This is a genomic window from Acinetobacter piscicola (genome assembly GCF_015218165.1).
Taxonomy (GTDB): domain Bacteria; phylum Pseudomonadota; class Gammaproteobacteria; order Pseudomonadales; family Moraxellaceae; genus Acinetobacter; species Acinetobacter piscicola_A.
Genome location: NZ_CP048659.1, coordinates 1,525,799 through 1,551,878 on the forward strand (window position 1 = coordinate 1,525,799; position 26,080 = coordinate 1,551,878).

Consider the following 26,080-nt stretch of genomic DNA (forward strand, 5'->3'; position numbering starts at 1 on the left):
AAAATCATTAGGCATTTGACAATCTGTATTGTCACTTTATAAAGGAAATAAAAATGAATTCAATTCAAGTAAAACAAGAGTTCAATGCACCCATTGATCAAGTCTTTGATTTGTTATCAAAACATGCGACTTATAATGTTGCTTTTGCTCCAATCCAAGTGGTACGCGTGAAAGATGCGGCTGATCCTGAACGTCCTGATGGCTTAGGGTCTATACGTCGTATGGGGCTTGGTCCGATTAAACCGATCCAAGAACAAATTACCTTGTTGGACGTAAATAAACGTATTGAATATAAATTAATCAAGAATCCTTTGATCAAACATCATATTGGAATCATTGAATTTACTGAACTTGGTGCAAATAAAACACAAGTCGACTATACGATCGAATTACAGGCACGTGCACCCTTTGTTAGTAAATTAATACTTGCACAGCTCAAACTAGCGATTACACTTGGCTTTAAGAAATTAGCAAAGTCGATGGCTTAAAACTGGAATTTCAATGACAATTCAAATTATTACGATTGATGGACCGAGTGGTTCAGGTAAAGGCACACTCGCAGCAAAGTTAGCAGCGCATTATCAGTTTCACTTGTTAGATTCAGGGGCGATCTATCGTTTACTTGGATTGTCATTACATAAAAATAATCTGCTAGATGCTTTAAATGATGCAGATGTGTTAACGCAATGCGAGAAAATTGCAACAAATTTAGACATCAAATTTGTCAGTGAACAAAACTCAGCGACACAAGTGTTTTTAGATGATGAAAATGTCACTGAAACTATTCGTACTGAACGTGTTGGTGAATTTGCTTCAAAAGTCGCAGCAATTCCTGTGCTTAGAACAGCGCTTTTTGCCCGTCAACGTGCATTTGCCCAAGCACCGGGGTTGGTGGCAGATGGTCGAGATATGGCGACTTCAATTTTTCCAGAAGCACAAGCAAAAATTTACTTGACTGCATCGGCAGAGTCACGTGCGACACGCCGTCTAAAACAGTTGCAGGCGATGGGCTTGGATGTTAAAATAAACGACATTTTAGCTAACATACAGGCACGTGATAAGCGTGATATGGAGCGTACAGTCGCTCCATTGAAGCCAGCACAAGATGCATATATTATTGATAGTTCTACATTAAATATCGATGAAGTATTCAAATTGATGACTGATTTTATCGATGCACAGTTAGCGAAATAACAAATTCAGTGAAAGCATAGCTTGATCAGTTTATACGGACTATGTGGAGACTTAACTAAACCGGCCTTGTCTGATCCAAGACCGCTGACTTTTCTAGGTATATCATGACCGAATCTTTTGCAGCCCTCTTTGAAGAAAGCGAATTAAACCTCAACGTTGAAAAGGGTGCAGTCATCCAAGGTATCGTTGTTAGTATCGATTCTGACTGGGTAACTGTTGATACTGGCCTTAAATCTGAAGGCATTGTATCTCGTGCTGAATTTTTAAACGAACAACGTGAACTTGAAGTTCAAGTTGGCGATACAGTAGATGTTGTTGTTGAAGCGCTTGACAACGGTATGGGTCAAACAGTTTTATCACGTGAAAAAGCAAAACGTGCTGAAACTTGGACTAAACTTGAAAAAATCTTTGAAGACGGCGAAATCGTTACTGGTGTTATCTCTGGTAAGGTTAAAGGCGGTTTCACTGTTGACATCGGTCCTGTTCGTGCGTTCTTACCAGGTTCTTTGGTAGACACTCGTCCAATCCGTGACACGACTCACCTTGAAGGTAAAGAGTTAGAATTCAAAGTCATCAAACTTGATGCTAAACGTAACAACGTTGTTGTATCTCGTCGTGCTGTTATGGAAGCTGAATCTTCAGCTGACCGTGAAGCGCTTCTTTCTCAATTGGAAGAAGGCCAAACAGTTACTGGTACAATCAAAAATCTTACTGACTACGGTGCTTTCGTTGACCTTGGCGGTATTGATGGTCTTCTTCATATCACTGATATGGCTTGGAAACGCATCAAGCACCCTTCAGAAGTTGTTGAAGTGGGTCAAGAAGTTACTGTTAAAGTACTTAAATTTGACAAAGAACGTAACCGTGTTTCTCTAGGTCTTAAACAACTTGGTGAAGATCCATGGTTAGCGATCATGAACCGTTATCCTAAAGGTTCTATCGTTAAAGCACGTGTAACTAATTTAACTGACTACGGTTGTTTCGCTGAAATCGCTGAAGGCGTTGAAGGTTTAGTACACGTTTCTGAAATGGACCACACAAACAAAAACATCCACCCATCTAAAGTTGTTCAGATTGGTGATGAAGTTGATGTGATGGTTCTTGAAGTTGATGAAGAACGTCGTCGTATTTCTCTTGGTATCAAACAAACTCGTGCTAACCCATGGGAAGAGTTTGCTAAAGCTCATGAGAAAGGTGAAAAAGTTTCTGGTACGATCAAATCTATCACTGACTTTGGTATCTTCATTGGCTTAAACGGTGGTATCGACGGTTTAGTTCACTTGTCTGATATTTCTTGGAACGAACAAGGCGAAGAAGCGATTCGTCGTTACAAGAAAGGCGACACAGTTGAAGCAGTTATCTTGTCTGTAGATGCAGAAGGTAACCGTATCAGCCTTGGCGTTAAACAATTGAACAGCGATCCATTCAATGACTTCTTAGCTGCTAACGAACGCGGTGCGTTGGTTAAAGGTACAGTAACTGCAGTTGATGCTAAAGGCGCAACTGTTAAGTTAGCTGACGAAGTTGAAGCTTCTTTGAAAGCATCTGAAATCAACCGTGATCGCGTTGAAGATGCAACTAAATTCTTAGAAGTTGGTCAAGAAGTTGAAGCGAAAATCATCAACGTTGACCGTAAATCTCGCTCTATCAACTTGTCGATCAAAGCGAAAGACGAAGCTGAAGAGAAAGAAGCGGTTGCGAACTTGAAAACAGCTACAACTGCTCAAGACAATGGTCCAAAAACTATTGGTGACTTGATCAAAGCTCAAATGAATCACTAAGTTGCTGTAAAAAAGTATTATTAAATGTAATTAATTAATACTTTTTATACAAATACTGTAAAAGGTAGCGTAGTATACGATCACTGCGCTACCTTTTTGTATTTAAAAAGGATATTATTTGAAGCAAGGCTAAATAGCATTAAAATGAATTGAGGTCGTAGATGACAACTGAAGCTCTAAACAAATCTGACTTAATAGAAAGAATTGCACTTAAAAATCCACATTTGGCTGAGCCATTGGTGGAAGAAGCAGTGAAGATTATGATCGATCAAATGATTGCATCACTATCAGGAGATGATCGTATCGAAATTCGTGGTTTTGGTAGTTTTGCTTTACATCATCGTGAGCCACGTGTGGGACGTAACCCAAAAACAGGCAAATCAGTTGAGGTTGCAGCGAAAGCAGTACCACATTTTAAACCTGGTAAAGCATTACGTGACGCAGTAAACGAATCTGCAAATAAATAAAATTCGAATGGGGTGTTTATGCGCTTTATTTTAGGTTTACTTTTGGTCGTAGTGTTTGTTTATTCTCTAGCACTGGTACTGATCAATGGAACTGAGTTACCTGTGGATTTATGGTTTACTCAAGTGCCTGCAATGCGTTTGGGTTTATTGTTGTTGTTAACATTAGCCATTGGTATTGTATTGGGGTTGTTGATCGGTGTGCAGATTTTCCGAGTATTTCAAAATAATTGGGAAATTCGCAGATTACGTAAAGATATTGATCATTTACGTAAGGAGCAAATCCAAAGCGCTCAATTGGCTGCAGCGGAAGCCGCAGCAAGTGTGCGTCATGAAAAAACAGTGATGGATGTTTATCCAGAAGATAAAAATTCTAAGCCATTATAATTTTATCAACCCTCAATCATGATAATAATGAAAGATTGAGGGTTTTATCATTTCTGCATTCTAATAATTATTCGAATAATCACCAAGTAAAGTATTAATTCTTTGTACTCATCAGGATTATCTCTATAATAAGGCACCTTATTGTGATGGAAAGAATCTCTTGAGTATTATTGTTGCCTTAGACGCCAAAAGCCAATATGACGCATTAACAATCGCTGATCAGCTAGATCCATCACTTTGTCGTTTAAAAGTGGGTAAAGAACTTTTTACACATGAAGGTTCATCTATTGTTAAAGCATTGCATGATCGTAACTTTGAAGTATTTCTAGATTTAAAATTTCATGATATTCCAAATACTACAGCACAAGCTGTATGTGCTGCGGGAGACATGGGGGTTTGGATGGTGAATGTACACGCGTCAGGTGGTCGTAAAATGATGGAAACCTGTGTTGAGCGTTTACAAGCAGGGAACTATAAAACTCAATTGATTGCTGTAACAGTATTAACTTCAATGGGACGTGAAGATTTACGTGATATTGGTTTGGATATTGAGCCTTTTGAGCAAGTGAAACGTTTAGCAAAATTGACCAAAGACAGTGGTTTAGATGGTGTTGTGTGTTCTGCACAAGAAGCGAAAATGTTGCGTGAAGAATTAGGGCAAGATTTTTCTTTGGTTACACCAGGTATTCGGCCAGTAGGTTCAAATGCGGATGATCAAAAGCGTATTGTGACCCCAAAACAAGCGATGTTAGATGGTTCTACACATTTGGTGATTGGTCGTCCAATTACTCAATCTGAGAATCCAAGTCAAATGTTGAAAGATATTTTGGTGACATTGTAATCGTTCTGATTTGGTATACAGTTATTTTGCAGAAAGCCTTTCAATCGAAAGGCTTTCTTGTTTATGATGAAGTTGTAAATTGATCTATGAGACAAATAAAATGACTGATCAAAATTTATCAATGAATGATACACCACAATATGTGATCGACAATCTGCAACAACTTTCAGAAGAAGCTATACAAGAGGAAGAACATGCTCAAAATGGAAATAATGAATGGGGTTCAGGTATTGACGCTGTTGAGTGGGTTAGAGCGTTTTTGAATGCATTAAAAAATTTTTGAGTGGGTGATATTTACTTTAGTGTGTGTTTCTATTGGTGCTAGTTCAAGTTGCATATTTCTCATTTTTTGAATCTAGTTCTGAATTTTGGTTAAAAAAAAGAAATCACCATCATTGGCGATTTCTTTTATACTTATAGGCTTGAAAAACTATAAAGCTGCCAAAATACTTACAGCAATAGGTGCGAGTACCGAAAGAACAAAACCACTGACCATGGCATGCGGTATAAACTCGTTGCCACAGGCTTGTTTAACCATGGGTAAAGTCACATCCATTGCGGTTGCACCTGCAGAAGAAATAGCAGAACGTGGATAACGCCAACCGATCATATACATAAATAAAATGGCGAAAATTTCACGGAATAAATCATTAATTAAGGCAATACTGCCGAGATGAGCATTTCTGAGTTCAGTGACCACGATTCCTGTCATAGAGTAAAAACCATAACCTTGTGACAACATGATCAAATCTTTTAAGTTGATGCTATTGATCATTAAAGAACACAGGACAGCACCTAAAATAGAACCAATAATACAACCTATGGGTACAAGTAATATTTTCCAGTTTAGCCAAGAGCGATCTAATGGAGAGTAAGCGAGATCTAAACCAATCAGCAGCATGAAGACGAGTAGTAAATACCATGTGCTGATCTGTGGCTGATAGTCAAAATAAGCAAATAATTCAGATAAACCATAGCCTAAAGCTAAGGCGATAAAAGCATAGCTAATATTGAGTAATGAACCCATCAACAGTTCTGCTGAAACTTTACCTTGTGTAGGTTGAAAGCCAATCACTTTAAATAATATATAGCAGCATAGAAATGCCCCTACCGATGTTGCTAAAGCAATGCTAATGGCATCACTCACAATTTGTGCAGGTTCAGCGATGCTATGAAGGGTTTGTGCGAACTCAATGGCAATGGCAATCAATAAGATATAAGTAAAATAAGGCAGAATTTTAAAGGCGATAGTTTCCAGCCAAGCGGGTAATCGACGTGCCAGAATAAAACCTAAAAATAAACAAAATAAAAGTTGGAAGATCAGCCAAAGAGATTGCATAAAAATGGGCAAATAGTCACTATTTGCCCATTATAGCTGAAGTTTTAAGCAGCACGTGTGCTTTTATTAGACATTTGTTTTTGACCTAATAATAAATAATCGCTAGCGTTAACTGTTCGAGTCTGTAGCCAGAATTTCCATGTATACGTTGGCCAAAGTGAGAAGTTTTTGCCACCATCTTGTTGATACCAACTCACACATCCAGACTGCCAAACAGTGCCTTTGAGTTGTTCTTGAACACGTTCATTAAATGAATCTTGTACTTCAGGTTTGATGGTGATTGCTTGAGTTTGAGTTTTATTAACCAATTGAATGAGTTGTAAAATATATTGCACTTGTGATTCGATCATGAAAATTACAGAATTATGACCAAGTATGGTATTTGGTCCTAACAATTGGAATAAATTAGGGAAATTTTTGGTTGTAATTCCATAATAGCTTTCTGCACCATCTTTCCATGCATCTTTGAGTTCAATACCATTTAAACCATAGCATTCAAATGATTTTAGATAAATACGCGGGTCGGTAATAAAACCTGTACCATAAATTAAGCAATCAATTGGACGTTCTTTACCATCTTTGGTGATGATGCTGTTTTCAGTCACTTCTTGAATCGCATCGGTGATGAGTTCTACATTGTCACGGTTAAAGGTTGGGAAATATTTATTAGAAATCAGAATACGTTTACAGCCCATGACATAGTCTGGAGTCAGTTTTTTCGCAACCGCTTTATCTTTTACTTGAAATTTAATAAAAGCTTCAGCCAATTTTTGCCCATATTTCATGATTTGTGGTTGTACAATCGGAACGACGCGCGATTCATTTGACCAATATAAACGTGCACGATGTAACTTTCTAAACCATTCAAAACGTTTAAATAGGTGTTGATCTAAAGCATTATAAGCACGTTCATCGCGTGGAATTACCCATGCTGCTGTGCGTTGCAACACATAAAGATTTTTAACTTTGGCTGCGATTTCGGGAATATATTGGATCGCACTACCACCTGTGCCAATCGATGCTACATTTTTCTCATTTAAATTATATTGGTGATTCCATTGTGACGAGTGGAAAACTTCACCTTTGAACTTTTCAATGCCTTTAATTTTTGGAATCTGTGGGACATGCAAAGGACCTGAAGCAAAAATAACAAATTGTGCCTCAATTTTTTGTCCATTTTTTAGCACTAAATGCCAATGACATTGTTGTTCATCGTAGCGTGTTGAAATGACTTCTTGATTAAATTGGATGTATTTTTTTAGCTGATATTCTTTTATCAGGTCTTGGATATAATCAAAAATCTCAGGCGCTTCAGCATAACGTTTTGACCAGTCTTTCTTCGGTGCAAATGAGAGCGAATACATGTGTGATTGTACATCACAAGCAGCTCCCGGATATTGATTTTCACGCCATGTACCACCGACATCATCGGCTTTTTCTAGAATGATAAAATCATGAATATTGGCTTGTAGTAAACGAATAGCCATCGCTAAACCACCAAAGCCTGCGCCAATGATCGCAATTTGTGTGGATTGGGTTGGTTGTTGATGATTGATCGTGTTTTTTGCACACATTTTTTAAATCCAGTTTTTTTGATTTTGTTTAGGTTAATGAAATTTTTTAGACAGTAATATGATTATAGCAACAGAAAAATTGATCAATTCGGCAATTTTCAAATCAGTAATAGTGTAGTAAAAAATAGCCAGTAAAAAATATTGTAATGAAGATGAAAAGATCGATACTTGGTTTGATGTACTTAATTCAGGGCATGCGTAATGCAGGTATTGATGTGGATGCACGTCTTGCGAGTATTGGTATCCAGTCTGATGCCCTTGAGCCCAGTTCAATTATTCATCCGAGTTTAGAATGGGATATTCAAAAAGTCATTGGGCAAGGCGTTAAGCCTGAAACTGGGGTATTTATTGGACAGCACTATGCTTTAGCGGGTTATGGTCCTTTGCTCATGTTGTTGGTGACGTGTCAGACGGTTGGTGATGCAATCAAAAATGGTATTCATTTTCAAGGTTTAACACATTTATATGGCGTTTTAAATTTGATAGAAAACCAATATCAAGTTGCTTTAAGCTATCAACCTATTGATCTCACGACTGATATGGGATTGTTACGGGCACAATGTGAAATTTCAGGAACATATAAGTTTTTACAAGATATTTATAAAATGATGGGTTTGCCTACTCCAGATATACGTATTGAGTTACCTTTTGCTCAACCTAAAGATGCTGAAACTTTGAAACAGTTTCAGGATTATTATGGTGCGGACTTACACTTTGGTGGTAAGGCGGCTGCATTTTGGTTAGATAAATATGTACTCGATGTTAAAATTCCATCTGCGGATCAGATGACCAATCGTATTTATGAGGTTAAATGTGTTGAAGAGATTCAGCGTTTAAGTGATGTTGAAAATGAGACACCTGTATTGATTCAACGTGTAAAGGATTATTTAGAGTTACAACAAGGTGTAATGCCGACAATGGCAGAAACAGCACAGGCATTGAATTTGCCAGAACGAACATTACGCCACCAATTACAACAACTCAATACGAGTTATAAGGTGATTCGAGAGCAATTAATTAAGCATAAGGCATTGCGTCTGATTGAATATAAAGAATATTCAATTGAGATGATTGCTGAGTTATTGGGATATTCTGAACCTGCGGCATTTAATCATGCATTTAAACGTTGGTTTGGGCAAAGCCCACGCCAATATGGCAAATAAAACAATTTTCGGTATAGCAAAGATAAATTAATGAGAAAGTCTTATTTATCAGCTTGTAATTTTCGCTATACTTCCATCAGCCTCTAAAAGTATTCGTAATATGTTAGACAGAAAATCAGCACATAGCACCGCATTTACACCCGTATCTCCTGCTGAGCGTTATGCTCAAGCTTTGTCATCTGGGCAATTTTTACCCGATGAAGCACAGGCGCAAGCAGTGCATGAGCTAGATCGTGTTTGGCAAGAACTTATTCAACGTTATAAAGCTTCTAAAAAAGCATTTCGTCGTTTTCGCCGCCAGACCTCACCTAAAGGTGTCTATATGTGGGGTGGTGTAGGGCGTGGAAAAACGTGGTTGATGGATCAATTCTATGAGTCAATTCCATTTCGCCGTAAAACCCGTATGCATTTTCATCACTTTATGCAGTATGTGCATAAAGAGTTAAATAAGCTTTCAGGTCAACGTAATCCACTTGATTTGGTCGCAGATCAAATTTATAAAGATGCTGTAGTGATTTGTTTTGATGAATTTTTTGTGTCAAACGTTACAGATGCAATGATTCTTAGTGATTTATTTCAAAAACTATTTACACGCGGTATTACGCTGATTGCAACATCAAATATTGCACCCGATGGTTTATATAAAAATGGTATTCATCGTGATCGTTTTCTGCCAACCATTGAAATGGTCAAGAAAAACTGTGTGATTTTAAATGTCGATGCAGGTGTAGACTATCGTTTACGTGTATTAAAACAAGCACAATTGTTTAAGTCACCTTTAAATGATGAAAATACGGCATGGATGGCTGAGCGCTTTAATGCTTTAGTCTTGTCACAATCGGTGTCTAAAAGTTCGATCATCATCAATAATCGTGAGGTTGAAACGCTAGGGCATACTGAAGATGTATTGTGGTGTGAGTTTCGTGAATTATGTATGAAGCCGCGTAGTCCATCTGACTTTATTGAAATTGCCAATATTTATAATACGGTTTTAGTCAGCAATGTCCCGCATTTGGATGATTTGTTGTCAGAAGGAACGCGTCGTTTTATTTATTTGGTCGATGAGTTTTATGATCGTGGAGTGAAATTATTACTGACTTCAGCAGATTCGATCATTGAGATTTATGAGGGTGAAAAATTAGCATTTGAAATTGAACGTACTCGTTCACGTTTGTTAGAAATGCAATCAGATGAATATTTACAGTCTGAACATCGCCAGATTCAAGGCAAAGAATTACAAGTGGAATAAGTACGTTATATCTTATTCAGCACTCGTCAGAGTGCTTTTTTTTGTTCAATGAAACAGATTGTTCACAAGCTTTTATCGACATTGTGTATTTTTCATGGCTTAATCGGGGGATGAAAAAAGTATATTGACATTAAAATGATCAAATAAATGACCTTTTCGGCACTTAAGTCTAATTTCGACATTTTAAAAACTTTATACACTGTGGAAAGAGTATTCAAATTGTTGATGTTATTCACTTCTTGAACTGTATTTAATTGCATGATATCGGTATGTATTCAATTTAAAATGCTTACTATTTAGGAATGTGATATTACTATTCAGCAAGGTATAAATCGGTATACTAAGAATCTCTTGTTATAAAAAGTAGCAATATCAGGAAAGACAATGACTGCACGTATTCAAAAAGGCAAGTTAGCGATTGCTAAAGAACTCTACGATTTTATTGAAAATGAAGCTTTACCAGGCTCAGGTCTAGACAGCGAAAAATACTGGAAAGATTTCGAGCAAGTTGTTGTCGATCTTAGTCCAAAAAATAAAGCATTATTGGCTAAGCGTGATGACATTCAAGCTAAAATTGATGAATGGCACCGCAACAATAAATTTGAACTAGAAGCTTACAAAGCTTTCTTGACTGAAATTGGCTACTTATTACCAGAAGTAGAAGATTTTCAAATCACGACAGAAAATGTTGACGAAGAAATTGCATTATTGGCAGGCGCACAATTGGTTGTACCTGTGCGTAATGCACGTTACTGCTTAAACGCTGCGAATGCACGTTGGGGCTCACTCTATGACGCACTTTACGGTTTTGACGTGATTCCAGAAGATGGTGGCGCGGAAAAAGGTAAAGGTGGCTATAACCCAGTTCGTGGTGAAAAGGTTATTGCATTTGCTAAAAATTTCTTAAATGAAACTTTCCCATTGGCAAATGGTTCTCATGCTGATGCAACTAAATATGCTGTTGATGGCAAAAAATTAGCTGTAACACTTAAAGATGGTTCGACTACAACATTAGCGAAAGAATCTCAATTTGTGGGTTTTAATGGTGATGAAGCTGCACCAAATGAAATTGTACTTTTAAATAATGGCTTACACGTTATTATTGAAGTAGATGCAACAAGCCCAATTGGTAAAACTGATGCGGCAGGCGTAAAAGACCTAGTGCTTGAAGCTGCTGTAACGACAATTCAAGACCTAGAAGACTCAATTGCTGCAGTTGACGCTGAAGAGAAAGTTGAAGGTTATCGTAACTGGTTAGGCTTAATGAAAGGTACACTTTCAGAGTCTATCGAGAAAAATGGTAAAACAATTACGCGTACTTTGAATAAAGACCGTACTCATAAAAACTTGATCGGTGGTGAAACAACGCTTCATGGTCGTTCATTGATGTTACTTCGTAACGTAGGTCACTTAATGACAAATCCAGCGATCCTAGTAGATGGTGCTGAAATCTACGAAGGTATCATGGATGCATTGATTACGCCGTTGCTTACTTTTGCAGACATCAAAGGTCAAAACGAAAACAAAAACTCTCGCAAAGGTTCGATGTATATCGTTAAACCAAAAATGCACGGTCCTGAAGAAGTTGCATTTGCAGTTGAATTGTTTGAACGTGCTGAACAAGCACTAGGTTTACCTGCGAAAACCTTAAAAATCGGGATTATGGATGAAGAGCGTCGTACGTCTGTAAACTTGAAGAACTGTATTGCACAAGCAAAAGATCGTACGATCTTTATTAATACAGGCTTCATGGATCGTACAGGTGATGAAATCCATACCTTCATGGAAGCAGGTCCATTCGTTCGTAAAGGTGAAGTGAAAGGTCAAATTTGGTTCCCAGCGTACGAAAACCGTAACGTGATGATTGGTTTGCAAACGGGTTTACGTGGTAAAGCACAAATTGGTAAAGGCATGTGGCCAAAACCAGACATGCTTTTAGACATGTATAAAACTAAGATTGAACATCCTGAAGCGGGCGCAAGCTGTGCATGGGTTCCATCTCCATCGGGTGCAGTAATTCATGCAATCCATTATCACCAATGTAATGTGTCTGTACGCCAGCAAGAATTGTTGAAAACAGAAGCGTTGCCATTAGATGATTTGTTAACTCCTCCTTTAGCGACAGATACCAACTGGACTGAAGAAGAGAAAACCAAAGAACTTGAAAATAACTTACAAGGTATCTTGGGTTATGTTGTTCGTTGGGTTGACTTAGGTGTGGGTTGTTCGAAAGTTCTTGACATCAATAACGTTGGTTTGATGGAAGACCGTGCGACACTGCGTATTTCTTCTCAGCACGTTGCGAACTGGTTACGTCACGGTATTGTGACCAAAGAGCAGGTTGAAGAAGTATTTAAGCGTATGGCGAAGATTGTGGATGAGCAAAATGCAAACGATCCACTGTACACACCAATGGCGCCAAGTTTTGATGGCTTTGCTTATCAAGCCGCTTATGACTTAGTGTTCAAAGGTGCTGAGCAACCATCTGGTTATACAGAGCCATTGCTTCATGCTTACCGTTTAAAATTGAAAGGCTATACAGGTGACTAATCTGTAAGCGATTAAAAACCCTGACTTGTCAGGGTTTTTTTATTTGAGCGTATTAAAATGCTGATCGCTTAGATTAAGAACATATAGAAATTTATTTAACCATACCCAGTATTGCGGTTTGTGTTTTGCATACTTTGGTGGCTTCTTCTTTACCCATTTTATTTACTTCATCTTCAAAAGCCTTTTTCTGATTATTAATTGCTTCTTCAGGAATACCACTGGTTTTGGCCATTTTTTCAATCTGTTGCCATGATTCTTCACATTCTTTTGGCATTTTATTGCTGCTACAGGCGCTCAAAAGTAAACTGCTGATCGTTAGGGCAAAATAGATTTTTTTCATTGTTTTAGCTCGATTTTGTAAAATGATATAAAATTTAAATGATGATGTAATAAATCAAAAGAATTATTCAACACATTAACATAATGAAAAAAGAGCTGTAAATGACAGGTATTAAAAAAGGCATTCATTTTGAATGCCTTTTTGTGTCATCCATGACTATTGAATCGGTGGATGTTGAAGTTCATTTAGCTCTTTACGACTAAAGCCTCGCGAGATGAGAACTTTCTTAATGCCAAGCATCGTATCTTCGTCTTTCGCTTGAGATAAAGCCAAAAGAAGCTGATCATTGGATTTACAAGAGCAATCATTTTCCACGCAAGCAATCTGATTTTTATGCTCATTTTGCTGCGCATCTTTTGTAAACAGCTTTTGCCAAAAACTCATAGAGCCTTCTAATGCAACCAAACATAGCTTGAAATATAGTGGGTTTAAAATAAAATACAAGCTATGCGAAGGTCGAGCTTGAATAAAAAACATGAATTTTAACGATTATAAAGTAAAAATTTAACGGAATGATGACAGGTTTTTTTGCATTAAAAAATTAAGCCATTGATAAGCAATATAAATATTCGTGTTTATAAAATAGGCTACATGCGTGTAGCCTAAGTTACCATTGAAATAAGTTGTTTAAATTTTTTCTAGCAATACGCCTGATTCAATATGATGTGTGTATGGAAATTGGTCAAATAAGGCGAATTTTTGGATTTTATGGGTTTGACTTAAGATTTCTAAATTTTCAAATAACGTGTCAGGGTTACATGAAATATAAAGAATACGCTCAAAACCCTGTATTAATTTTAAGGTGTCTAGGTCGATCCCTGCACGTGGTGGGTCGACAAAAACAGTGTCAAAGTCATAACTTGAAATATCGATTTCAGCTTCTTGTAAGCGACGGAATTCACGTTCACCTTGATAAGCTTGGGTAAATTCTTCTGCAGACAAACGCGCAACTTGGATATTATTAATTTGATTTTGTTCAATATTCCACTGTGCAGCATAAACGGAAGACTTTGCCAGTTCTGTTGCGAGTACACGGCGGAAACGTAAAGAAAGGGGAAGGGTAAAATTGCCATTACCACAATACAGTTCGAGCAAATCACGTTCAGACTGTCGAGCTGCATCACATGCCCACTCCAACATGTCTTGGCAAACATGTGCATTGGGTTGGGTAAAACTGCTTTCGATTTGCTTATATTTAAATTTACGTTCAAATAATTGCAATTCTTCAACTACAAATTCATCGCTGAGGACAATTTTTTGACCACGGCTGCGACCAATAATTTTAATATTGAGTTTTTCTGCCAGTTGTTTGGCTAAAGCTTCCCATTCTTCATTGAGTGGGGCACGATACACTAGAGACACAAGCATTTCGCCATTTAAAGTTGCAAGGAAATGCACTTCAAATAAACGTTTAGACAAGATGTCGCTGCTTTTTAATTCAGCCAATAAAATGGGCATTAGCGTGTTAATGCTTTGGTCTGCAATCGGAAATTCATCAATGCGAATCACCTTTTTTTGCTGATCTGCATCACGTTCAAACATGGCATAGAACATATCATCTTCGGTATGCCAAATTCGGAATTCTGCACGCATACGAAAGTTTTGTTCAGGAGAAGCAAAAACTTCTAATTCTGGTGGATTGAATTTGCTAAATTGATTGCGAATACGCTCAATTTTGGCATCGAGCTGAAGCTGATAAGTGGAAGTCATATAAATTCGAAAAGACAAGTTTAAAGCAGTGAGAATGGTAACAAAGTTTAGTCAAATTAGCTGCAATAAACTGCGATTCAAAATCAGTAAACACTATCTTTTTGTTAAATGTTCAACTATATAGTCGATAAATACTCGTACAGCAGGCAATAAGCCACGGCGAGAAGGATAAACGGCATGAAAAATCCCTTGTGGTACTTTCCAATTAGGTAAAACTCTTACTAATTGTCCTGTTGCCACATAGTCCTCGACCATAGAATCAGGCAAAAGTACGACACCACAATTTTGACTGGCAAGTTTTGCGAGCATCAGTAGATCAGAACCCATGATGACAGGGTTGATCTTCACTTTCTTCTGATGGCCTTCTTCATCATGCAATACGATTTGTTGGTCAATATGTTCATCCATCATACTTAAAGTACGATGTTCAGATAAATCTTCAGGTTTTTTTAACAGACCAAACTCATTTAAATAGGCTTGGCTTGCGAATAAATGCTGTTCAATCTGTTCAAATTTTCGTAATACTAAATTTGGATCATCATCAAGATTGTCACGTACACGTAAAGCGAGATCAATGCCTTCATTGATAATATCGACACGGCGATTGCTGACTAAAAGTTGTACCTTAATCTCGGGATAATTTTTTAAAAAATTTGGTAAAATGCGGGCAATCTCATTTTGTGCAATGGAAACGGGAACACTCACTTTAATTAAACCGCGAGGCTGTTCACTGAGATGATCGACTAAATCATGTGCTGATTGTGCCGCATTCATCATCACTTGGGCATAACGGTAAATATTCATACCAATTTCAGTCACAGCAAAATGTCGAGAACTGCGTTGAATTAAGCGTACATTTAAGCTTTCTTCTAGGTTATAGACACGGCGGCTGAGTTTTGATTTAGGAATATCTGTTGCCCGTTCTGCTGCACTAAATCCACCATGTTCAACAACCAAGGCAAAACAGTAAAAATCATCTAAATCAGAGAGCATTAATGATTCCAAAAATATGAGAATGATGTATTTTAAAAATAATGAGTGATTACATGTCAATGCATAAAATATGTAGGAATTGTCGTTTCATTTTAAAATATGAATGTTGACCTACAGATTCTACACTATAAAAATGTATGGATTACAACATTTCAGAACGCAATATAGCATGAACCTTCTTATATTCTTCTAAGCGCTGTAAATCTTTTTCACTTGGATGTGGAATACTTGATAAATCCATATTGTCGTTAATATCCGCGAGTTTAACTGCACAGGCAATCGGATTTTGATGAGCGCGATATGCAGCATCAATACGGCTTTCACCTGATTTTTTGGTTAAAGCAAGAATGGCATCAATAATTTCTTGCTCAAATCCCAAAGAGATTAAATCGACGAGGGTTGTATCGGTATCCTCTAAAATATCGTGCAATACCGCGACGATTTGTTGTTGTGGTGTTTTAACTTTGAGCATCAAACGCAATGGGTGGAAAATATACGGTTGATTCCCTTTGTCGACTTGTCCTGCATGTTTTTTTGCAGCGAAAGCAATGGCTTTTTCGATGGTTGACATAAAATCCTTTTGTTGATCGATCATGTAGGCGCTGTGATTGGAAAGTGATAAATTGATGTGATCAATATTTCGAACTCGCGAAAAAATCGTTTAAACTAGCGTTTTATTTTGTGCTGAAAAAGATGGCTTTTCAACTGATTGAGCTCAATAATCCTGAGCAAAATGTAACATGTCCTTATTGCCAACATGCCGTTTTGGATTGGTCGCAAGAACAATATATTCAACCCTGTGAACATACTTTATTTATTGCGATGGATTTAGGCTTTGAATTTATCTCAGATTGCTTTGAGCAAAGTATGTCACGCACTGTAGATGAAATCCATGCCAATGATGAGCAAGGCATTCAGATTTTTGCTGAAATTTCACAAGCAACTTATGCTGATTATCAAATGTTTAAAATGGATTTAGGGGTAGAAGGTTTATATCGCTATATTGGCTTTAGCCCAAATGCTGTAATTTAATATTTAAATCAGTTGAAATATGCAACAAAATATTCAAATCTGAAATCTAAGTGATTATAGATATAGAATATTTTGTTGCACACGATAGGACTATTTCGTTTGTGTTTGCGCAGCCTCTTGTACTAACCATTCTACAAATTTAGCGATTAAAGGACTTTGATGTTGTGCTGAGTAGACAAAATAATAGCAACGTACGCCTTTTAATTGAATTTTCGATGCAATAATTAACTCACCAGAGCTAAGTTCTTTTTCTAACAAGGTTTGGGGAATGAGGGCAACACCCATGCCATGTGTTGCAGCCACTGCGAGCATAGAAAAAAGCTCATGCCGTTGTCCATGTTGAGCATGGGGATGGTCATAGCCCGATACATCGAACCATTCTTTCCAAATGTTTGGACGTGTGGTTTGTTGCAGCAAAGGTAGACTGGCTATTTGTGCCGCACTCAGAGAAATATCAGTGATTTTTGTTGCTTGAAGTTCAGGAAAATACTTATAAATTAAACTTGGTGAACATACAGGTACAACTTCTTCTTTAAGCAAATAATGTGCTTTGGTATCAGGCCAATTTTCAACTTGTTGCGCCGTGCCTGTATAAATTGCGGCATCAAAAATATGTTCACTAAATAAAAAAGGTTTGGTACTGGTTTCTAAATGGATGGTAATTTCAGGATGAATCTCATTAAATTTATATAGTCGCGGCAATAGCCAACGTGTTGCAAAAGTGGGGACAACACCTAATTTGAGTGTGCCTCCTAGACCTTTATGTGAGATTAAATCTAAAGTGCTTTGTTCAATTGCGAGTAAATGAGATTTGATCGTTTGATAATATTGTGCACCTGCATGCGTGAGTGCGACACCATGGCGGGTACGGTTAAACAACGCCAAGCCTAAATAGTCTTCTAAATGTTGGATTTGTCTTGAAACGGCACTTTGAGTGAGGTGCAGCTCTTGTGCTGCAAAGGTATAACTTAAATGTTTTGCAGCAGCTTCGAAGCAGAGTAGTGCTTGTAATGATGGAATCATTCTACGCATAACCATTTCCATGCTTTTTATTTAAATAATAGATTGAAAATGCAATACAATTTAAGATAAATGCATTATCTACATATTTTGATATAGATCAATATTGTGATGAAATTCACTGTGAATCGATTGAATCTTGTGATTTATAAAAACATAAGTTATGCGAAAATGGAATATCTAGATGCAAATTAATCGTTTGAAAGAAATTTAAATTGGACATAGCATCAGATAGAAGCCAAACATATTATTTGCAGAGGACGCAATGAATCAAATGTTAAATTCAACTAAGAAATCACATGCACAATTTAATTGGCAAGACCCGTTTTTGATCGAGCAACAATTAACATCAGAAGAACGTATGATTCGAGATGCAGCACAAGCCTATGCTCAAGACAAATTGATGCCACGTGTTTTACAACAGTTTCGTCATGAGCAAACGGATGCATCTATTTTTCGTGAAATGGGGGAATTAGGGCTATTGGGACCGACGATTCCTGAACAATACGGTGGTGCAGGCTTAAATTATGTGAGTTATGGTCTGATCGCACGTGAAATTGAACGTGTGGATTCAGGTTATCGTTCAATGGCGAGTGTGCAGAGCTCATTGGTCATGGTACCGATCAATGAATTTGGTTCAGAACAGCAAAAACAAAAGTACCTACCTAAACTGGCAACAGGGGAATACATCGGCTGTTTTGGCTTAACTGAACCTGATCATGGCTCTGATCCCGGGAGTATGATTACACGTGCCAAAAAAGTGGATGGTGGTTATCGTTTAACAGGCACAAAAATGTGGATCACCAATAGCCCAATCGCAGACGTATTTGTGGTGTGGGCAAAAGAAGTGTCTGCTGAGGGCAATGTAGGCGAGATTCGAGGCTTTATTCTTGAAAAAGGATGGGAAGGGCTTTCAGTACCTGCAATACACGGCAAAGTTGGTTTACGTGCTTCGATCACGGGTGAAATTGTGATGGATAATGTCTTTGTTCCTGAAGAAAATGCCTTCCCTGAAATTCGAGGTTTACGTGGTCCATTTACCTGTTTGAATAGTGCACGTTATGGGATTGCTTGGGGAGCAATGGGTGCAGCAGAGTTTTGTTGGCATGCAGCACACCAATACACCATGGACCGTAAACAGTTTGGTCGTCCATTGGCAGCGAATCAATTGATTCAAAAAAAATTAGCAGATATGCAAACTGAAATTGCACTTGGTTTGCAAATTGCATTGCGTTTTGGTCGTATGAAAGATGAGGGGATTGCATCAGTTGAAGGGACGTCATTGATTAAGCGTAATAACTGCGGTAAAGCACTGGATATTGCCCGTGTCGCACGTGACATGATGGGGGCAAATGGTATCAGTGATGAGTTTGGTGTCGCACGCCATTTGGTTAATCTTGAAGTGGTCAATACCTATGAAGGTACGCACGATGTACATGCACTCATTTTAGGCCGCGCGCAAACGGGTATTGCTGCATTTTGTAATTAAATCTATTTAAATCAAATTTTTAAAATTCTTTAGGGTGTTCCTCATTGAGCATCCTTAGAGCGCCTATGCCTGAAAAAAGGTCAATATAGAAAAACATAAAGGATTCATCGTGAATAACCTCTTGAGAATCTACAGATGTAACAGTCTAAATTTTGAATATAAATAGAATAAAAAATGACAAAGATTTAGGTCGATGTAGAGCAACGGAATTGCGATGACTCATTTGGGAAAATGAGGTAAAGGAATGAATAAAGATTTAAATACTGAGTCCAATGTACTCAGTTATAAACTACCATCGAATGTAGGCACAACCCATAAGATTCATCGTGGCACATGGAAGTTGGCATTTATTTTTGCTTTTGTGTCTCTCGTGATTGATGGTGTGGATATCATGCTGTTGTCGTTCAGTTTAACCAGTTTAAAAGCTGAGTTTGGTTTAACGACATTTCAAGCGGGTATGTTAGGCAGTGCATCGCTAGCAGGGATGGCTTTAGGTGGTATTTCTGGTGGTTGGGCATGTGATAAATTTGGTCGTGTAAGGACGATTGCATGGTCGGTGGTTTTCTTTTCAATCATGACGTGTATTTTGGGAATAACACAAAGTTATGAACAGTTTATGGTGTTGCGTTTTATTGGAGCATTTGGCTTAGGTTCATTATACATGGCGTGTAATACCCTGATGGCTGAGTATGTTCCCACCAAATATAGAACCACGGTTTTAGGTACCTTACAAACAGGTCAAACTGTAGGTTATATCGTGGCAACCTTGATGGCAGGGGCAATTATTCCTGAACATGGTTGGCGGATGTTGTTTTATGTGACCATTATTCCAGCAGGATTTGCTTTGATTTTCATGCGCTTTGTGCCTGAGCCAGCAACATGGCAAGAAGCGAAGATTAAACAGGCACAAGGAGTTGACTTACAACTTACTCAGTCTGTGAATGTTCAGCAGTCACAAGTTAAAAGTGAAAGTATTTACAAGCGTATATTTGGCAATATGCAGCACCGCAAAATGTTTTTATTTTGGATGATGACAGCTGCATTTTTACAATTTGGTTATTACGGGGTCAATAACTGGATGCCGACCTATCTTGAAACTGAATTGCACATGAATTTCAAATCATTGACTGGTTATATGGTGGGTGCTTATACCGCGATGATTTTAGGGAAAATATTAGCAGGTTATGCAGCAGATAAATTAGGACGAAAAGTAACATTTGTCTTTGGTACAGTCGCGACAGCCGCATTTTTCCCCGTGATTATTTTCTTTAATACGCCAGATAATATTGCTTATTTATTGGTTACTTTTGGATTTTTATACGGTATTCCATACGGTGTAAATGCAACCTATATGGCAGAATCATTCTCGACAGATGTACGAGGTACTGCAATTGGTGGTGCTTACAATATGGGACGTTTAGGTGCAGCAATTGCGCCAGCAACGATTGGCATGATCGCAGCAGGCGGTTCATTCACTATGGCATTTATTGTGATGGGCACGGCATATTTTATTGCAGGTGTGATCCCCGCTTTATTTATTTGTGAGCGTCAGTATGACCCACAACAATCAAGTTTGGTGTCCACTGAACAGTCTGAATGTGTTGAGCATAATACTGTAAACAATCAAGCATTAAAAACAACGAAAAAAACCAATCAAGTCGTAACTTAAAATATGAGCAGTCAGGGCAATAAAATGCCCTTGTCTAAGAGGAATAAAAAGTGGGTGCATTACAAGGAATTCGAGTTTTAGATTTAAGCCGAGTTTTAGCCGGACCTTGGTGTGGGCAAATTTTGGCAGATTTGGGCGCAGAAGTTATCAAGATTGAGCGACCAAAAGTAGGGGATGACACCCGAATGTGGGGACCCCCTTGGATGTTAGATCAAGATGGACAAGTAACCAAAGAGTCGGGTTATTACCAATGTGCAAATCGTAACAAATTGTCGGTTGCTGTGGATATTTCTTCTGCGGAAGGTCAAAAAATTATTCAGGAAATTGTGAAAACAGCCGATGTGCTCATTGAAAATTTTAAGGCAGGTTCTTTGCTCAAATACGGTTTAGACTACGAGACATTAAGTCAAATCAATCCAAAATTGGTCTATTGTTCGATCACAGGTTTTGGGCAAGATGGTCCACGTGCTGAAGAGCCTGGTTATGATTTTATTATCCAAGGTATGTCAGGGTTGATGAGCATTACAGGAGAAAAAGACGGAGAGCGAGGTGCAAGCTCACAAAAAGTAGGTGTGGCTGTGGTCGATTTACAGACTGGTTTGTATTCAACTATTGCGATCCAAGCGGCGTTATTATCTCGTCATCAAACAGGAAAGGGACAGCATATTGATATGTCATTACTTGATGTTCAGGTTGCGGCTTTAGCCAATCAAGGCATGAACTATTTAACTTCAGGTGTTGTACCCAAACGTATGGGCAATAGTCATCCAAATATTGTGCCTTATCAAACATTTCAGGCGCAAGATAGAGCATTTATTATTGCATGTGGGAATGATAAACAATTCAAAGATCTGTGTATTGCGATTGGTAAACCTGAGTTATTAGACAATCCAAACTATGTTCGCAATCAAGACCGTGTGAAAAATCGTGCTGAATTAATTGCTCTATTGGAAGAGTATTTTCTAAGCAATACTGCCAAGCATTGGGTTGATGCCATTCATGCGCTGAAAGTTCCTGTTGGGGTAATTAATTCAATTGCGGATGCGCTAGATGAGCCGCAAATTCGACATCGCAAGATGGTGGTTAATATTCCACATGCTTTTAATCCGAATTTTAAAGTCATCGCATCGCCTATCAAAATGTCAGGTACACCTATCCAATATCATCGAGCCCCCCCGCGTCTAGGAGAACATACCCAACATGTTTTACAAGAATTTTATTCTAAAGAATACCTAAATAATTTGTGTGAACAAGGCATTATTGAAAATGGATAAATAGGGATGAAATCCCCATATTTGTGTGATGTCAGACACATCATTATTAAAGTTAACTTTGCAAAGCACACGTAATCTGTTGAAATACGGTCATACGAATATCATGATTGTGTTTTAGATTATGTGTGCAAATTATAAACCAGCAACTTTAGCGCAAATTGCCGATTTAAATTTACCAGAAATTCCATTTTCATATCCTGAAGAAATATACCCTAGTTTCCAAACGCCGTTATTGTTTAAATCAGCGCTAGGGCTGGAGTGGCGGTTGGTCAATTTTGGTTTGATTCCAAAATGGGCTGAAAGTCGAGATGTTGCAAAACGAACCTATAATGCACGAAATGAAACGCTATTAGAAAAAGCCAGTTTTAGAGAGGCATTGCTCAAATGTAAATTTGGACTGATTCCAGTCACAGAGTTTTATGAGGCGAAGTATATCAATGGAAAAGCGCAGCGTTGGGGCGTAAAACGTAAAGATGGTCAAGCTTTTTTTATTGCCGCATTGTATGAAATCACCAAGATCAATGGAGAGATTATCCGTTCGGCATGTATGCTGACCATGGATGCAATTGATTATTGTTGAATTAAATTATTGATATTTATACTTATGTTTTTGTTTATTGTTATTATTACTCACTATGTTACTCACATTTATTTTTATTGTAAAAAAAGATCGCTGAATGCGACCTTTCTTGATACTTATTTTTATGCATCTAATGTGGAAATATTAGCATTATCCGAATTAACAATACATCCCAAAACATAACTATTTAGCCAATAGTTTTTACGACCATCTTTATAGGGCTGTTGAATACGACCGTCATTAATTCGAGCATATATTTCCTTTTCAGAGATATTCATACGTAGAGCAAACTCAGCAGTAGATACGCGTCTCTCAGTATTGGTTAAATCAATAGTGATATTCATCGAATTTCCTCCTTTACTTCGCCAACCAAATAAACACCAGTTAGTTGCCCATGATCGATCCAAAACTGAATATCATCTAATCCAAAAATTTCAGACAAAAGAATTTTTAACTGATTAACATCTAACGATAATTGGCTTTTACGTGTCACAACTGTTGAAATTTGAGATTTCAGTAAATCTGCTGCAGATGGCAGATCTGATTCAAGATTGCTTAATTTAGGTTCTTTACATGGCACATATCGTTTTATGCCATCAGCAACTTCTTTGAGTTCAACATTGAAGTATTTCTTCTTGAATGACCAAAGTTGGCTGTCAAATTTTTTACGATCGCATTCCAAGATTTCAAGTGCTTCACCTAAAGTCACACCTTCAGGATGAAAGAGAAACATTTCTTCTATACGCTGTAAGAATGTTTTTTCAGGTTTGGTAACTGGTTCATTCAAAGTGGTAACTTTATCTACCGTATTCGTCACTGGTTCAGATTTTTCGGTAACTTTTTCTGTTGTATCGGTTACTGTCTCAACTTTTTTGGTAACTTTTTCCTGCGGCTTATTTACCAATTCAGGTTGAATTTTTTCTTTATTTGCCAAAAAAAATACACCATCTTCGCTTTTAAAATCTGTACCTAGCACAACCTCTTTTACAGTCTTAATGCTTAATTTACAAATAGTCATTAACTGTGAAATAGATAAGCCAAGTGGATCATCTTCTAAAGCTTTTGTAATTTTATCCTTAGCCTGTAAGAATGCCTGATTGTTATTAAAACGCCTTAATTCTGCTGCTGAGTTCATATTACCAACTCCATATTTCGTACTGTATAACCAGTGAGCCGTTAATTACCAAAAATATTTCTAACCAAAAAATTAACCATTGCATACAACTTCCTTGTCTTGGTTGGCCACACTATTTTTAATGTGGCCAAACGTGGTTAGCTTGCGGTTTCTGCACGAATTTCACGTGCAAAAAGTGCGTAGGCATCATCTTCGCCAAAGTGAATATCAATCAAGAAGAATCCATTTGGAGCGACCGGGTTCCATTTTGAAATATCACATTCATCCATCATCTTTTCCCAATCATCACTTGAAACAGAGCTTTCCAAAAAGAAGACTACTGTCTCAATATTGAAATACCGAAGCATCTCATCCCAATCTTTCTTAGATATTGACTCTTCATCTACATGATGTTTGTCTAAATAAGCACAGTAATCAGGATGTGACCAAACGCCCATTTCATCACGAACAATTGCCGCAGGTTTTAATTGATTGATTCCCATCACACAACCTCAACTTCTCAAATGTTCTTCAAATTCAGCACCTAAAGCCATAGCAAGAGCATTGCCATTTAACTCACTAGTGACCAGTCCATACTGTTTTTTAAAGCGGAAATTAAATGCTTTACCATCGGCTAAAATTTTTACCTTATATCCCAATTTTTCTAGCCAAAGTCGAAAGGCCAGAAGGTTTTTAGCTTTGACGACTGTTTTCATTGTTGAGCATCTCCACTAGGTCCATTCTCTAACTCAAATCGACGTGCACGAATGTAGCCCATGAGTTTCGGCTGAATGTCTGGATGACGACTACCAACATCAATTTCTAGTGCATCTAACGTGGTAAGGTCGGGTGCATTTTGGATCTGCACCATCAATGATGGTGGTTGTTCAATAGGTTGAGCATCAACACTCAACTCGCTTAAGCGTTTATGAATTGCCTGTAATAAAGGTTGGCGTTGTTCAGCTGACCATTTATTTGTATATCGAACCAAAGCATTAGCTTCAGCAGGACTTTGTGCTTGACTTGCTCTATTGATTAAATCTGTAAGTTTTGTTTGATATTCACGTTCAGCTTCCGCATTTGCTTCTTTAGCCAAAGCTTTTCTACGAAGTTCAATATGCCCATCAAGATGATTTTTGTGTGTAAATATCAACTTAGGATTGTTGTGAATCTCAGTCGTAATGGCATCCAATTCCTCAGCGCTCATTTGAAAAATTTTGTACGTTAGGTCCTGTTTGATTTCAGCGCTTATGCGAGATTTTTCCTCATCACCACTTAGAGAAAAATCCTCATTTGGTTTGTCTTCTGAAACAGTTACATTTTCTTGGCTTGCAATCTCAATATTGGACTGTGGTGTATACGTTTCAGGATCTAACTCAAGTAATTTGTCTTCAGTTAGTTTGCACAAGTATTGATGCTGTTTACGCTCCAAATGACCATTGGCGAGAAATATTGGGCGCAATGAAAGCACTGCATCTGTCGTGGTGCAATTGGCAATTTGAGTGGTGAACTTTTCAATTATTGCGTTTGCATCCGTCTCTATTGCATCAACATCTTCAACGGTGAAAGCAGGGTTACTTTTTGGTGTTGGTTCCGCTTCAACCACAGGCTCTTTGGCTTTACGTGTACGCTTTTTAATAGGCTTTTTTTCAACAATCTTAGTGGGTACAAGATCAGAAACTTCTTCCGTAGCATGAAATGCATCCATTATTTTGAATAAGTCTTTACGATCATCATCATTTAATTTTGGATCAGCATTAATTTCATCACTGATTTTTTGAATATCTTCAGGTGACTTTGTTTTATAGATTTTAGATTCAATGCAAGCAAAATAGTCATCTGGTGTACCAATGACAATAGTAGGTGTTGGTTTAGGCTCAGCAACAGCTTCAACTTCGATAGGATCTAATGAACCGCCGTTTAAAGTAATGAATGCACGTGCATGCGCAATTGCGTCATCTGCAGTCTTATGTAAAAGCTTTGATGCGATCAAACGTTTTAAATAAGTAGCATTGTCAGTCGTGCTTAAAATTTCAATAGGACGATTTACATCTAAAAGATTAGGTGCGTAATACATGGCAGAATTGATTAAATCATCTGCACCTTGGATACACTCAGGCACTTCTAGATCTAATTGACCAATCGTCATAAAACGAGGTGCAAGGCAAAACTCGTAATCAGCACCAAAGAACACAGTAGCAGGGAACTGACTCAACTCGCCAAAGTCGAGCAGTTGCCCGACTGCACGACACAACACTGCTTGACCAGATGACATTGCTTCAAAAGCTTGTTTAGCGTTTAAAATATCCATTTGTTA

General features: G+C 37.8%; 27 protein-coding genes and 1 pseudogene. 15 read left to right on the forward strand and 13 right to left on the reverse strand.

The annotated features are described in order from the left end of the window. Positions 1-53 precede the first annotated feature (53 nt). The 7 genes from G0028_RS07340 to G0028_RS07370 all read left to right on the forward strand — a co-directional run bounded on the left by G0028_RS07340 (position 54) and on the right by G0028_RS07370 (position 4,950). Positions 54-488, forward strand: a complete 435-nt coding sequence (locus tag G0028_RS07340; protein WP_174492892.1) for an SRPBCC family protein — start codon at positions 54-56, stop codon at positions 486-488. 13 nt (positions 489-501) lie between these two features. Beyond that, positions 502-1,194: a (d)CMP kinase gene (gene cmk, locus G0028_RS07345; RefSeq protein ID WP_180045348.1), complete on the forward strand. Its 693-nt coding sequence runs from the start codon at positions 502-504 to the stop codon at positions 1,192-1,194. 104 nt (positions 1,195-1,298) lie between these two features. Continuing rightward, positions 1,299-2,975, forward strand: a complete 1,677-nt coding sequence (gene rpsA, locus G0028_RS07350; protein ID WP_130072566.1) for a 30S ribosomal protein S1 — start codon at positions 1,299-1,301, stop codon at positions 2,973-2,975. A gap of 161 nt (positions 2,976-3,136) precedes the next feature. Then, complete coding sequence (locus G0028_RS07355; RefSeq protein WP_130072563.1) at positions 3,137-3,442, forward strand: integration host factor subunit beta; 306 nt, start codon at positions 3,137-3,139, stop codon at positions 3,440-3,442. Positions 3,443-3,460: 18 nt separating this feature from the next. Further along, a complete protein-coding gene (locus G0028_RS07360) occupies positions 3,461-3,826 on the forward strand; it encodes a LapA family protein (RefSeq protein WP_180045349.1) in 366 nt (121 codons plus the stop codon). A 160-nt stretch (positions 3,827-3,986) separates the two neighbouring features. Further along, a complete protein-coding gene (gene pyrF / locus G0028_RS07365; RefSeq protein ID WP_180045350.1) occupies positions 3,987-4,667 on the forward strand; it encodes an orotidine-5'-phosphate decarboxylase in 681 nt (226 codons plus the stop codon). A 100-nt stretch (positions 4,668-4,767) separates the two neighbouring features. Then, a complete protein-coding gene (locus G0028_RS07370) occupies positions 4,768-4,950 on the forward strand; it encodes a hypothetical protein (protein ID WP_180045351.1) in 183 nt (60 codons plus the stop codon). 147 nt (positions 4,951-5,097) lie between these two features. On the opposite strand, the gene G0028_RS07375 is transcribed toward G0028_RS07370, so the two are convergent. Both G0028_RS07375 and G0028_RS07380 read right to left on the reverse strand, forming a co-directional pair. Then, the gene (locus tag G0028_RS07375; RefSeq protein WP_180045352.1) at positions 5,098-6,006 is read right to left on the reverse strand and encodes a lysine exporter LysO family protein; all 909 of its coding nucleotides are present in this window, start codon (positions 6,004-6,006) and stop codon (positions 5,098-5,100) included. 44 nt (positions 6,007-6,050) lie between these two features. Continuing rightward, positions 6,051-7,580: a flavin-containing monooxygenase gene (locus tag G0028_RS07380; RefSeq protein ID WP_180045353.1), complete on the reverse strand. Its 1,530-nt coding sequence runs from the start codon at positions 7,578-7,580 to the stop codon at positions 6,051-6,053. 152 nt (positions 7,581-7,732) lie between these two features. Here G0028_RS07380 and G0028_RS07385 point away from each other — a divergent pair, with 152 nt between their 5' ends. The 3 genes from G0028_RS07385 (at position 7,733) to G0028_RS07395 (ending at position 12,542) form a co-directional block, all read left to right on the forward strand. Then, on the forward strand, positions 7,733-8,743 hold the full coding sequence (locus G0028_RS07385) for an AraC family transcriptional regulator (RefSeq protein ID WP_130072547.1): 1,011 nt from the start codon (positions 7,733-7,735) through the stop codon (positions 8,741-8,743). A gap of 100 nt (positions 8,744-8,843) precedes the next feature. Beyond that, a complete protein-coding gene (gene zapE, locus G0028_RS07390) occupies positions 8,844-9,992 on the forward strand; it encodes a cell division protein ZapE (RefSeq protein WP_180045354.1) in 1,149 nt (382 codons plus the stop codon). Between the two features lie 384 nt (positions 9,993-10,376). Next, on the forward strand, positions 10,377-12,542 hold the full coding sequence (locus G0028_RS07395; protein ID WP_130072541.1) for a malate synthase G: 2,166 nt from the start codon (positions 10,377-10,379) through the stop codon (positions 12,540-12,542). A gap of 91 nt (positions 12,543-12,633) precedes the next feature. Here the strand turns inward: G0028_RS07395 and G0028_RS07400 are convergent, their stop codons facing one another. The 5 genes from G0028_RS07400 to G0028_RS07420 form a co-directional block, all read right to left on the reverse strand. Next, entirely contained in the window at positions 12,634-12,882 is a 249-nt protein-coding gene (locus tag G0028_RS07400; RefSeq protein ID WP_130072538.1) for a hypothetical protein, read from the reverse strand. A gap of 156 nt (positions 12,883-13,038) precedes the next feature. Further along, positions 13,039-13,266: a hypothetical protein gene (locus G0028_RS07405; RefSeq protein WP_180045355.1), complete on the reverse strand. Its 228-nt coding sequence runs from the start codon at positions 13,264-13,266 to the stop codon at positions 13,039-13,041. 243 nt (positions 13,267-13,509) lie between these two features. Then, positions 13,510-14,592, reverse strand: a complete 1,083-nt coding sequence (trmA, locus tag G0028_RS07410) for a tRNA (uridine(54)-C5)-methyltransferase TrmA (protein ID WP_180045356.1) — start codon at positions 14,590-14,592, stop codon at positions 13,510-13,512. A 93-nt stretch (positions 14,593-14,685) separates the two neighbouring features. After that, positions 14,686-15,585, reverse strand: a complete 900-nt coding sequence (locus G0028_RS07415; protein ID WP_180045357.1) for a LysR family transcriptional regulator — start codon at positions 15,583-15,585, stop codon at positions 14,686-14,688. Between the two features lie 142 nt (positions 15,586-15,727). Then, entirely contained in the window at positions 15,728-16,156 is a 429-nt protein-coding gene (locus G0028_RS07420) for a guanosine-3',5'-bis(diphosphate) 3'-pyrophosphohydrolase (RefSeq protein ID WP_180045358.1), read from the reverse strand. A gap of 122 nt (positions 16,157-16,278) precedes the next feature. Between G0028_RS07420 and G0028_RS07425 the strand changes: the two genes are divergently transcribed. After that, complete coding sequence (locus tag G0028_RS07425; RefSeq protein ID WP_130072527.1) at positions 16,279-16,617, forward strand: hypothetical protein; 339 nt, start codon at positions 16,279-16,281, stop codon at positions 16,615-16,617. A 90-nt stretch (positions 16,618-16,707) separates the two neighbouring features. On the opposite strand, the gene G0028_RS07430 is transcribed toward G0028_RS07425, so the two are convergent. Further along, the gene (locus G0028_RS07430) at positions 16,708-17,649 is read right to left on the reverse strand and encodes a LysR substrate-binding domain-containing protein (RefSeq protein WP_180045359.1); all 942 of its coding nucleotides are present in this window, start codon (positions 17,647-17,649) and stop codon (positions 16,708-16,710) included. Between the two features lie 253 nt (positions 17,650-17,902). On the opposite strand from G0028_RS07430, the gene G0028_RS07435 reads away from it, so the two are divergent. From G0028_RS07435 to G0028_RS07450, 4 genes and pseudogenes are all read left to right on the forward strand, one after another. Next, positions 17,903-19,126 (forward strand): acyl-CoA dehydrogenase, encoded by a 1,224-nt coding sequence (locus G0028_RS07435; protein ID WP_180045360.1) that lies wholly within the window; start codon positions 17,903-17,905, stop codon positions 19,124-19,126. A gap of 244 nt (positions 19,127-19,370) precedes the next feature. Then, complete coding sequence (locus G0028_RS07440; protein WP_180045361.1) at positions 19,371-20,795, forward strand: MFS transporter; 1,425 nt, start codon at positions 19,371-19,373, stop codon at positions 20,793-20,795. Positions 20,796-20,845: 50 nt separating this feature from the next. Then, a complete protein-coding gene (locus G0028_RS07445; protein ID WP_180045362.1) occupies positions 20,846-22,069 on the forward strand; it encodes a CaiB/BaiF CoA transferase family protein in 1,224 nt (407 codons plus the stop codon). A gap of 121 nt (positions 22,070-22,190) precedes the next feature. Then, positions 22,191-22,643: pseudogene (locus G0028_RS07450) on the forward strand (SOS response-associated peptidase family protein); the annotation flags it as partial. A gap of 128 nt (positions 22,644-22,771) precedes the next feature. Here the strand turns inward: G0028_RS07450 and G0028_RS07455 are convergent. The 5 genes from G0028_RS07455 to G0028_RS07475 all read right to left on the reverse strand — a co-directional run bounded on the left by G0028_RS07455 (position 22,772) and on the right by G0028_RS07475 (position 26,074). Next, positions 22,772-22,993, reverse strand: coding sequence for a hypothetical protein (locus tag G0028_RS07455; RefSeq protein WP_130072514.1), 222 nt, complete (start codon positions 22,991-22,993; stop codon positions 22,772-22,774). Beyond that, on the reverse strand, positions 22,990-23,784 hold the full coding sequence (locus tag G0028_RS07460; protein ID WP_180045363.1) for a hypothetical protein: 795 nt from the start codon (positions 23,782-23,784) through the stop codon (positions 22,990-22,992). Before G0028_RS07460 ends, G0028_RS07455 begins: the two co-directional genes overlap by 4 nt. A 137-nt stretch (positions 23,785-23,921) precedes the next feature. After that, positions 23,922-24,266 carry a hypothetical protein gene (locus G0028_RS07465; protein ID WP_180044823.1) on the reverse strand — a complete coding sequence of 115 codons (345 nt, stop codon included), beginning with the start codon at positions 24,264-24,266 and terminating at the stop codon, positions 23,922-23,924. Positions 24,267-24,275: 9 nt separating this feature from the next. Next, positions 24,276-24,479, reverse strand: coding sequence for a hypothetical protein (locus G0028_RS07470; protein ID WP_130073635.1), 204 nt, complete (start codon positions 24,477-24,479; stop codon positions 24,276-24,278). Then, positions 24,476-26,074 carry a hypothetical protein gene (locus tag G0028_RS07475; protein WP_180045365.1) on the reverse strand — a complete coding sequence of 533 codons (1,599 nt, stop codon included), beginning with the start codon at positions 26,072-26,074 and terminating at the stop codon, positions 24,476-24,478. Before G0028_RS07475 ends, G0028_RS07470 begins: the two co-directional genes overlap by 4 nt. Positions 26,075-26,080 lie beyond the last annotated feature (6 nt).

Excerpts from the sequence above, each read along its gene's own strand:
- G0028_RS07340 (WP_174492892.1), top strand. The coding sequence starts at position 54 with ATGAATTCAATTCAAGTAAAACAAGAGTTCAATGCACCCATTGATCAA.
- cmk (WP_180045348.1), top strand. The coding sequence starts at position 502 with ATGACAATTCAAATTATTACGATTGATGGACCGAGTGGTTCAGGTAAA.
- rpsA (WP_130072566.1), top strand. The coding sequence starts at position 1,299 with ATGACCGAATCTTTTGCAGCCCTCTTTGAAGAAAGCGAATTAAACCTC.
- G0028_RS07355 (WP_130072563.1), top strand. The coding sequence starts at position 3,137 with ATGACAACTGAAGCTCTAAACAAATCTGACTTAATAGAAAGAATTGCA.
- G0028_RS07360 (WP_180045349.1), top strand. The coding sequence starts at position 3,461 with ATGCGCTTTATTTTAGGTTTACTTTTGGTCGTAGTGTTTGTTTATTCT.
- G0028_RS07370 (WP_180045351.1), top strand. The coding sequence starts at position 4,768 with ATGACTGATCAAAATTTATCAATGAATGATACACCACAATATGTGATC.
- G0028_RS07375 (WP_180045352.1), bottom strand. The coding sequence starts at position 6,006 with ATGCAATCTCTTTGGCTGATCTTCCAACTTTTATTTTGTTTATTTTTA.
- G0028_RS07380 (WP_180045353.1), bottom strand. The coding sequence starts at position 7,580 with ATGTGTGCAAAAAACACGATCAATCATCAACAACCAACCCAATCCACA.
- G0028_RS07385 (WP_130072547.1), top strand. The coding sequence starts at position 7,733 with ATGAAAAGATCGATACTTGGTTTGATGTACTTAATTCAGGGCATGCGT.
- zapE (WP_180045354.1), top strand. The coding sequence starts at position 8,844 with ATGTTAGACAGAAAATCAGCACATAGCACCGCATTTACACCCGTATCT.
- G0028_RS07395 (WP_130072541.1), top strand. The coding sequence starts at position 10,377 with ATGACTGCACGTATTCAAAAAGGCAAGTTAGCGATTGCTAAAGAACTC.
- G0028_RS07400 (WP_130072538.1), bottom strand. The coding sequence starts at position 12,882 with ATGAAAAAAATCTATTTTGCCCTAACGATCAGCAGTTTACTTTTGAGC.
- G0028_RS07405 (WP_180045355.1), bottom strand. The coding sequence starts at position 13,266 with ATGAGTTTTTGGCAAAAGCTGTTTACAAAAGATGCGCAGCAAAATGAG.
- trmA (WP_180045356.1), bottom strand. The coding sequence starts at position 14,592 with ATGACTTCCACTTATCAGCTTCAGCTCGATGCCAAAATTGAGCGTATT.
- G0028_RS07415 (WP_180045357.1), bottom strand. The coding sequence starts at position 15,585 with ATGCTCTCTGATTTAGATGATTTTTACTGTTTTGCCTTGGTTGTTGAA.
- G0028_RS07420 (WP_180045358.1), bottom strand. The coding sequence starts at position 16,156 with ATGTCAACCATCGAAAAAGCCATTGCTTTCGCTGCAAAAAAACATGCA.
- G0028_RS07425 (WP_130072527.1), top strand. The coding sequence starts at position 16,279 with ATGGCTTTTCAACTGATTGAGCTCAATAATCCTGAGCAAAATGTAACA.
- G0028_RS07430 (WP_180045359.1), bottom strand. The coding sequence starts at position 17,649 with ATGCGTAGAATGATTCCATCATTACAAGCACTACTCTGCTTCGAAGCT.
- G0028_RS07435 (WP_180045360.1), top strand. The coding sequence starts at position 17,903 with ATGAATCAAATGTTAAATTCAACTAAGAAATCACATGCACAATTTAAT.
- G0028_RS07440 (WP_180045361.1), top strand. The coding sequence starts at position 19,371 with ATGAATAAAGATTTAAATACTGAGTCCAATGTACTCAGTTATAAACTA.
- G0028_RS07455 (WP_130072514.1), bottom strand. The coding sequence starts at position 22,993 with ATGAATATCACTATTGATTTAACCAATACTGAGAGACGCGTATCTACT.
- G0028_RS07460 (WP_180045363.1), bottom strand. The coding sequence starts at position 23,784 with ATGAACTCAGCAGCAGAATTAAGGCGTTTTAATAACAATCAGGCATTC.
- G0028_RS07465 (WP_180044823.1), bottom strand. The coding sequence starts at position 24,266 with ATGGGAATCAATCAATTAAAACCTGCGGCAATTGTTCGTGATGAAATG.
- G0028_RS07470 (WP_130073635.1), bottom strand. The coding sequence starts at position 24,479 with ATGAAAACAGTCGTCAAAGCTAAAAACCTTCTGGCCTTTCGACTTTGG.
- G0028_RS07475 (WP_180045365.1), bottom strand. The coding sequence starts at position 26,074 with ATGGATATTTTAAACGCTAAACAAGCTTTTGAAGCAATGTCATCTGGT.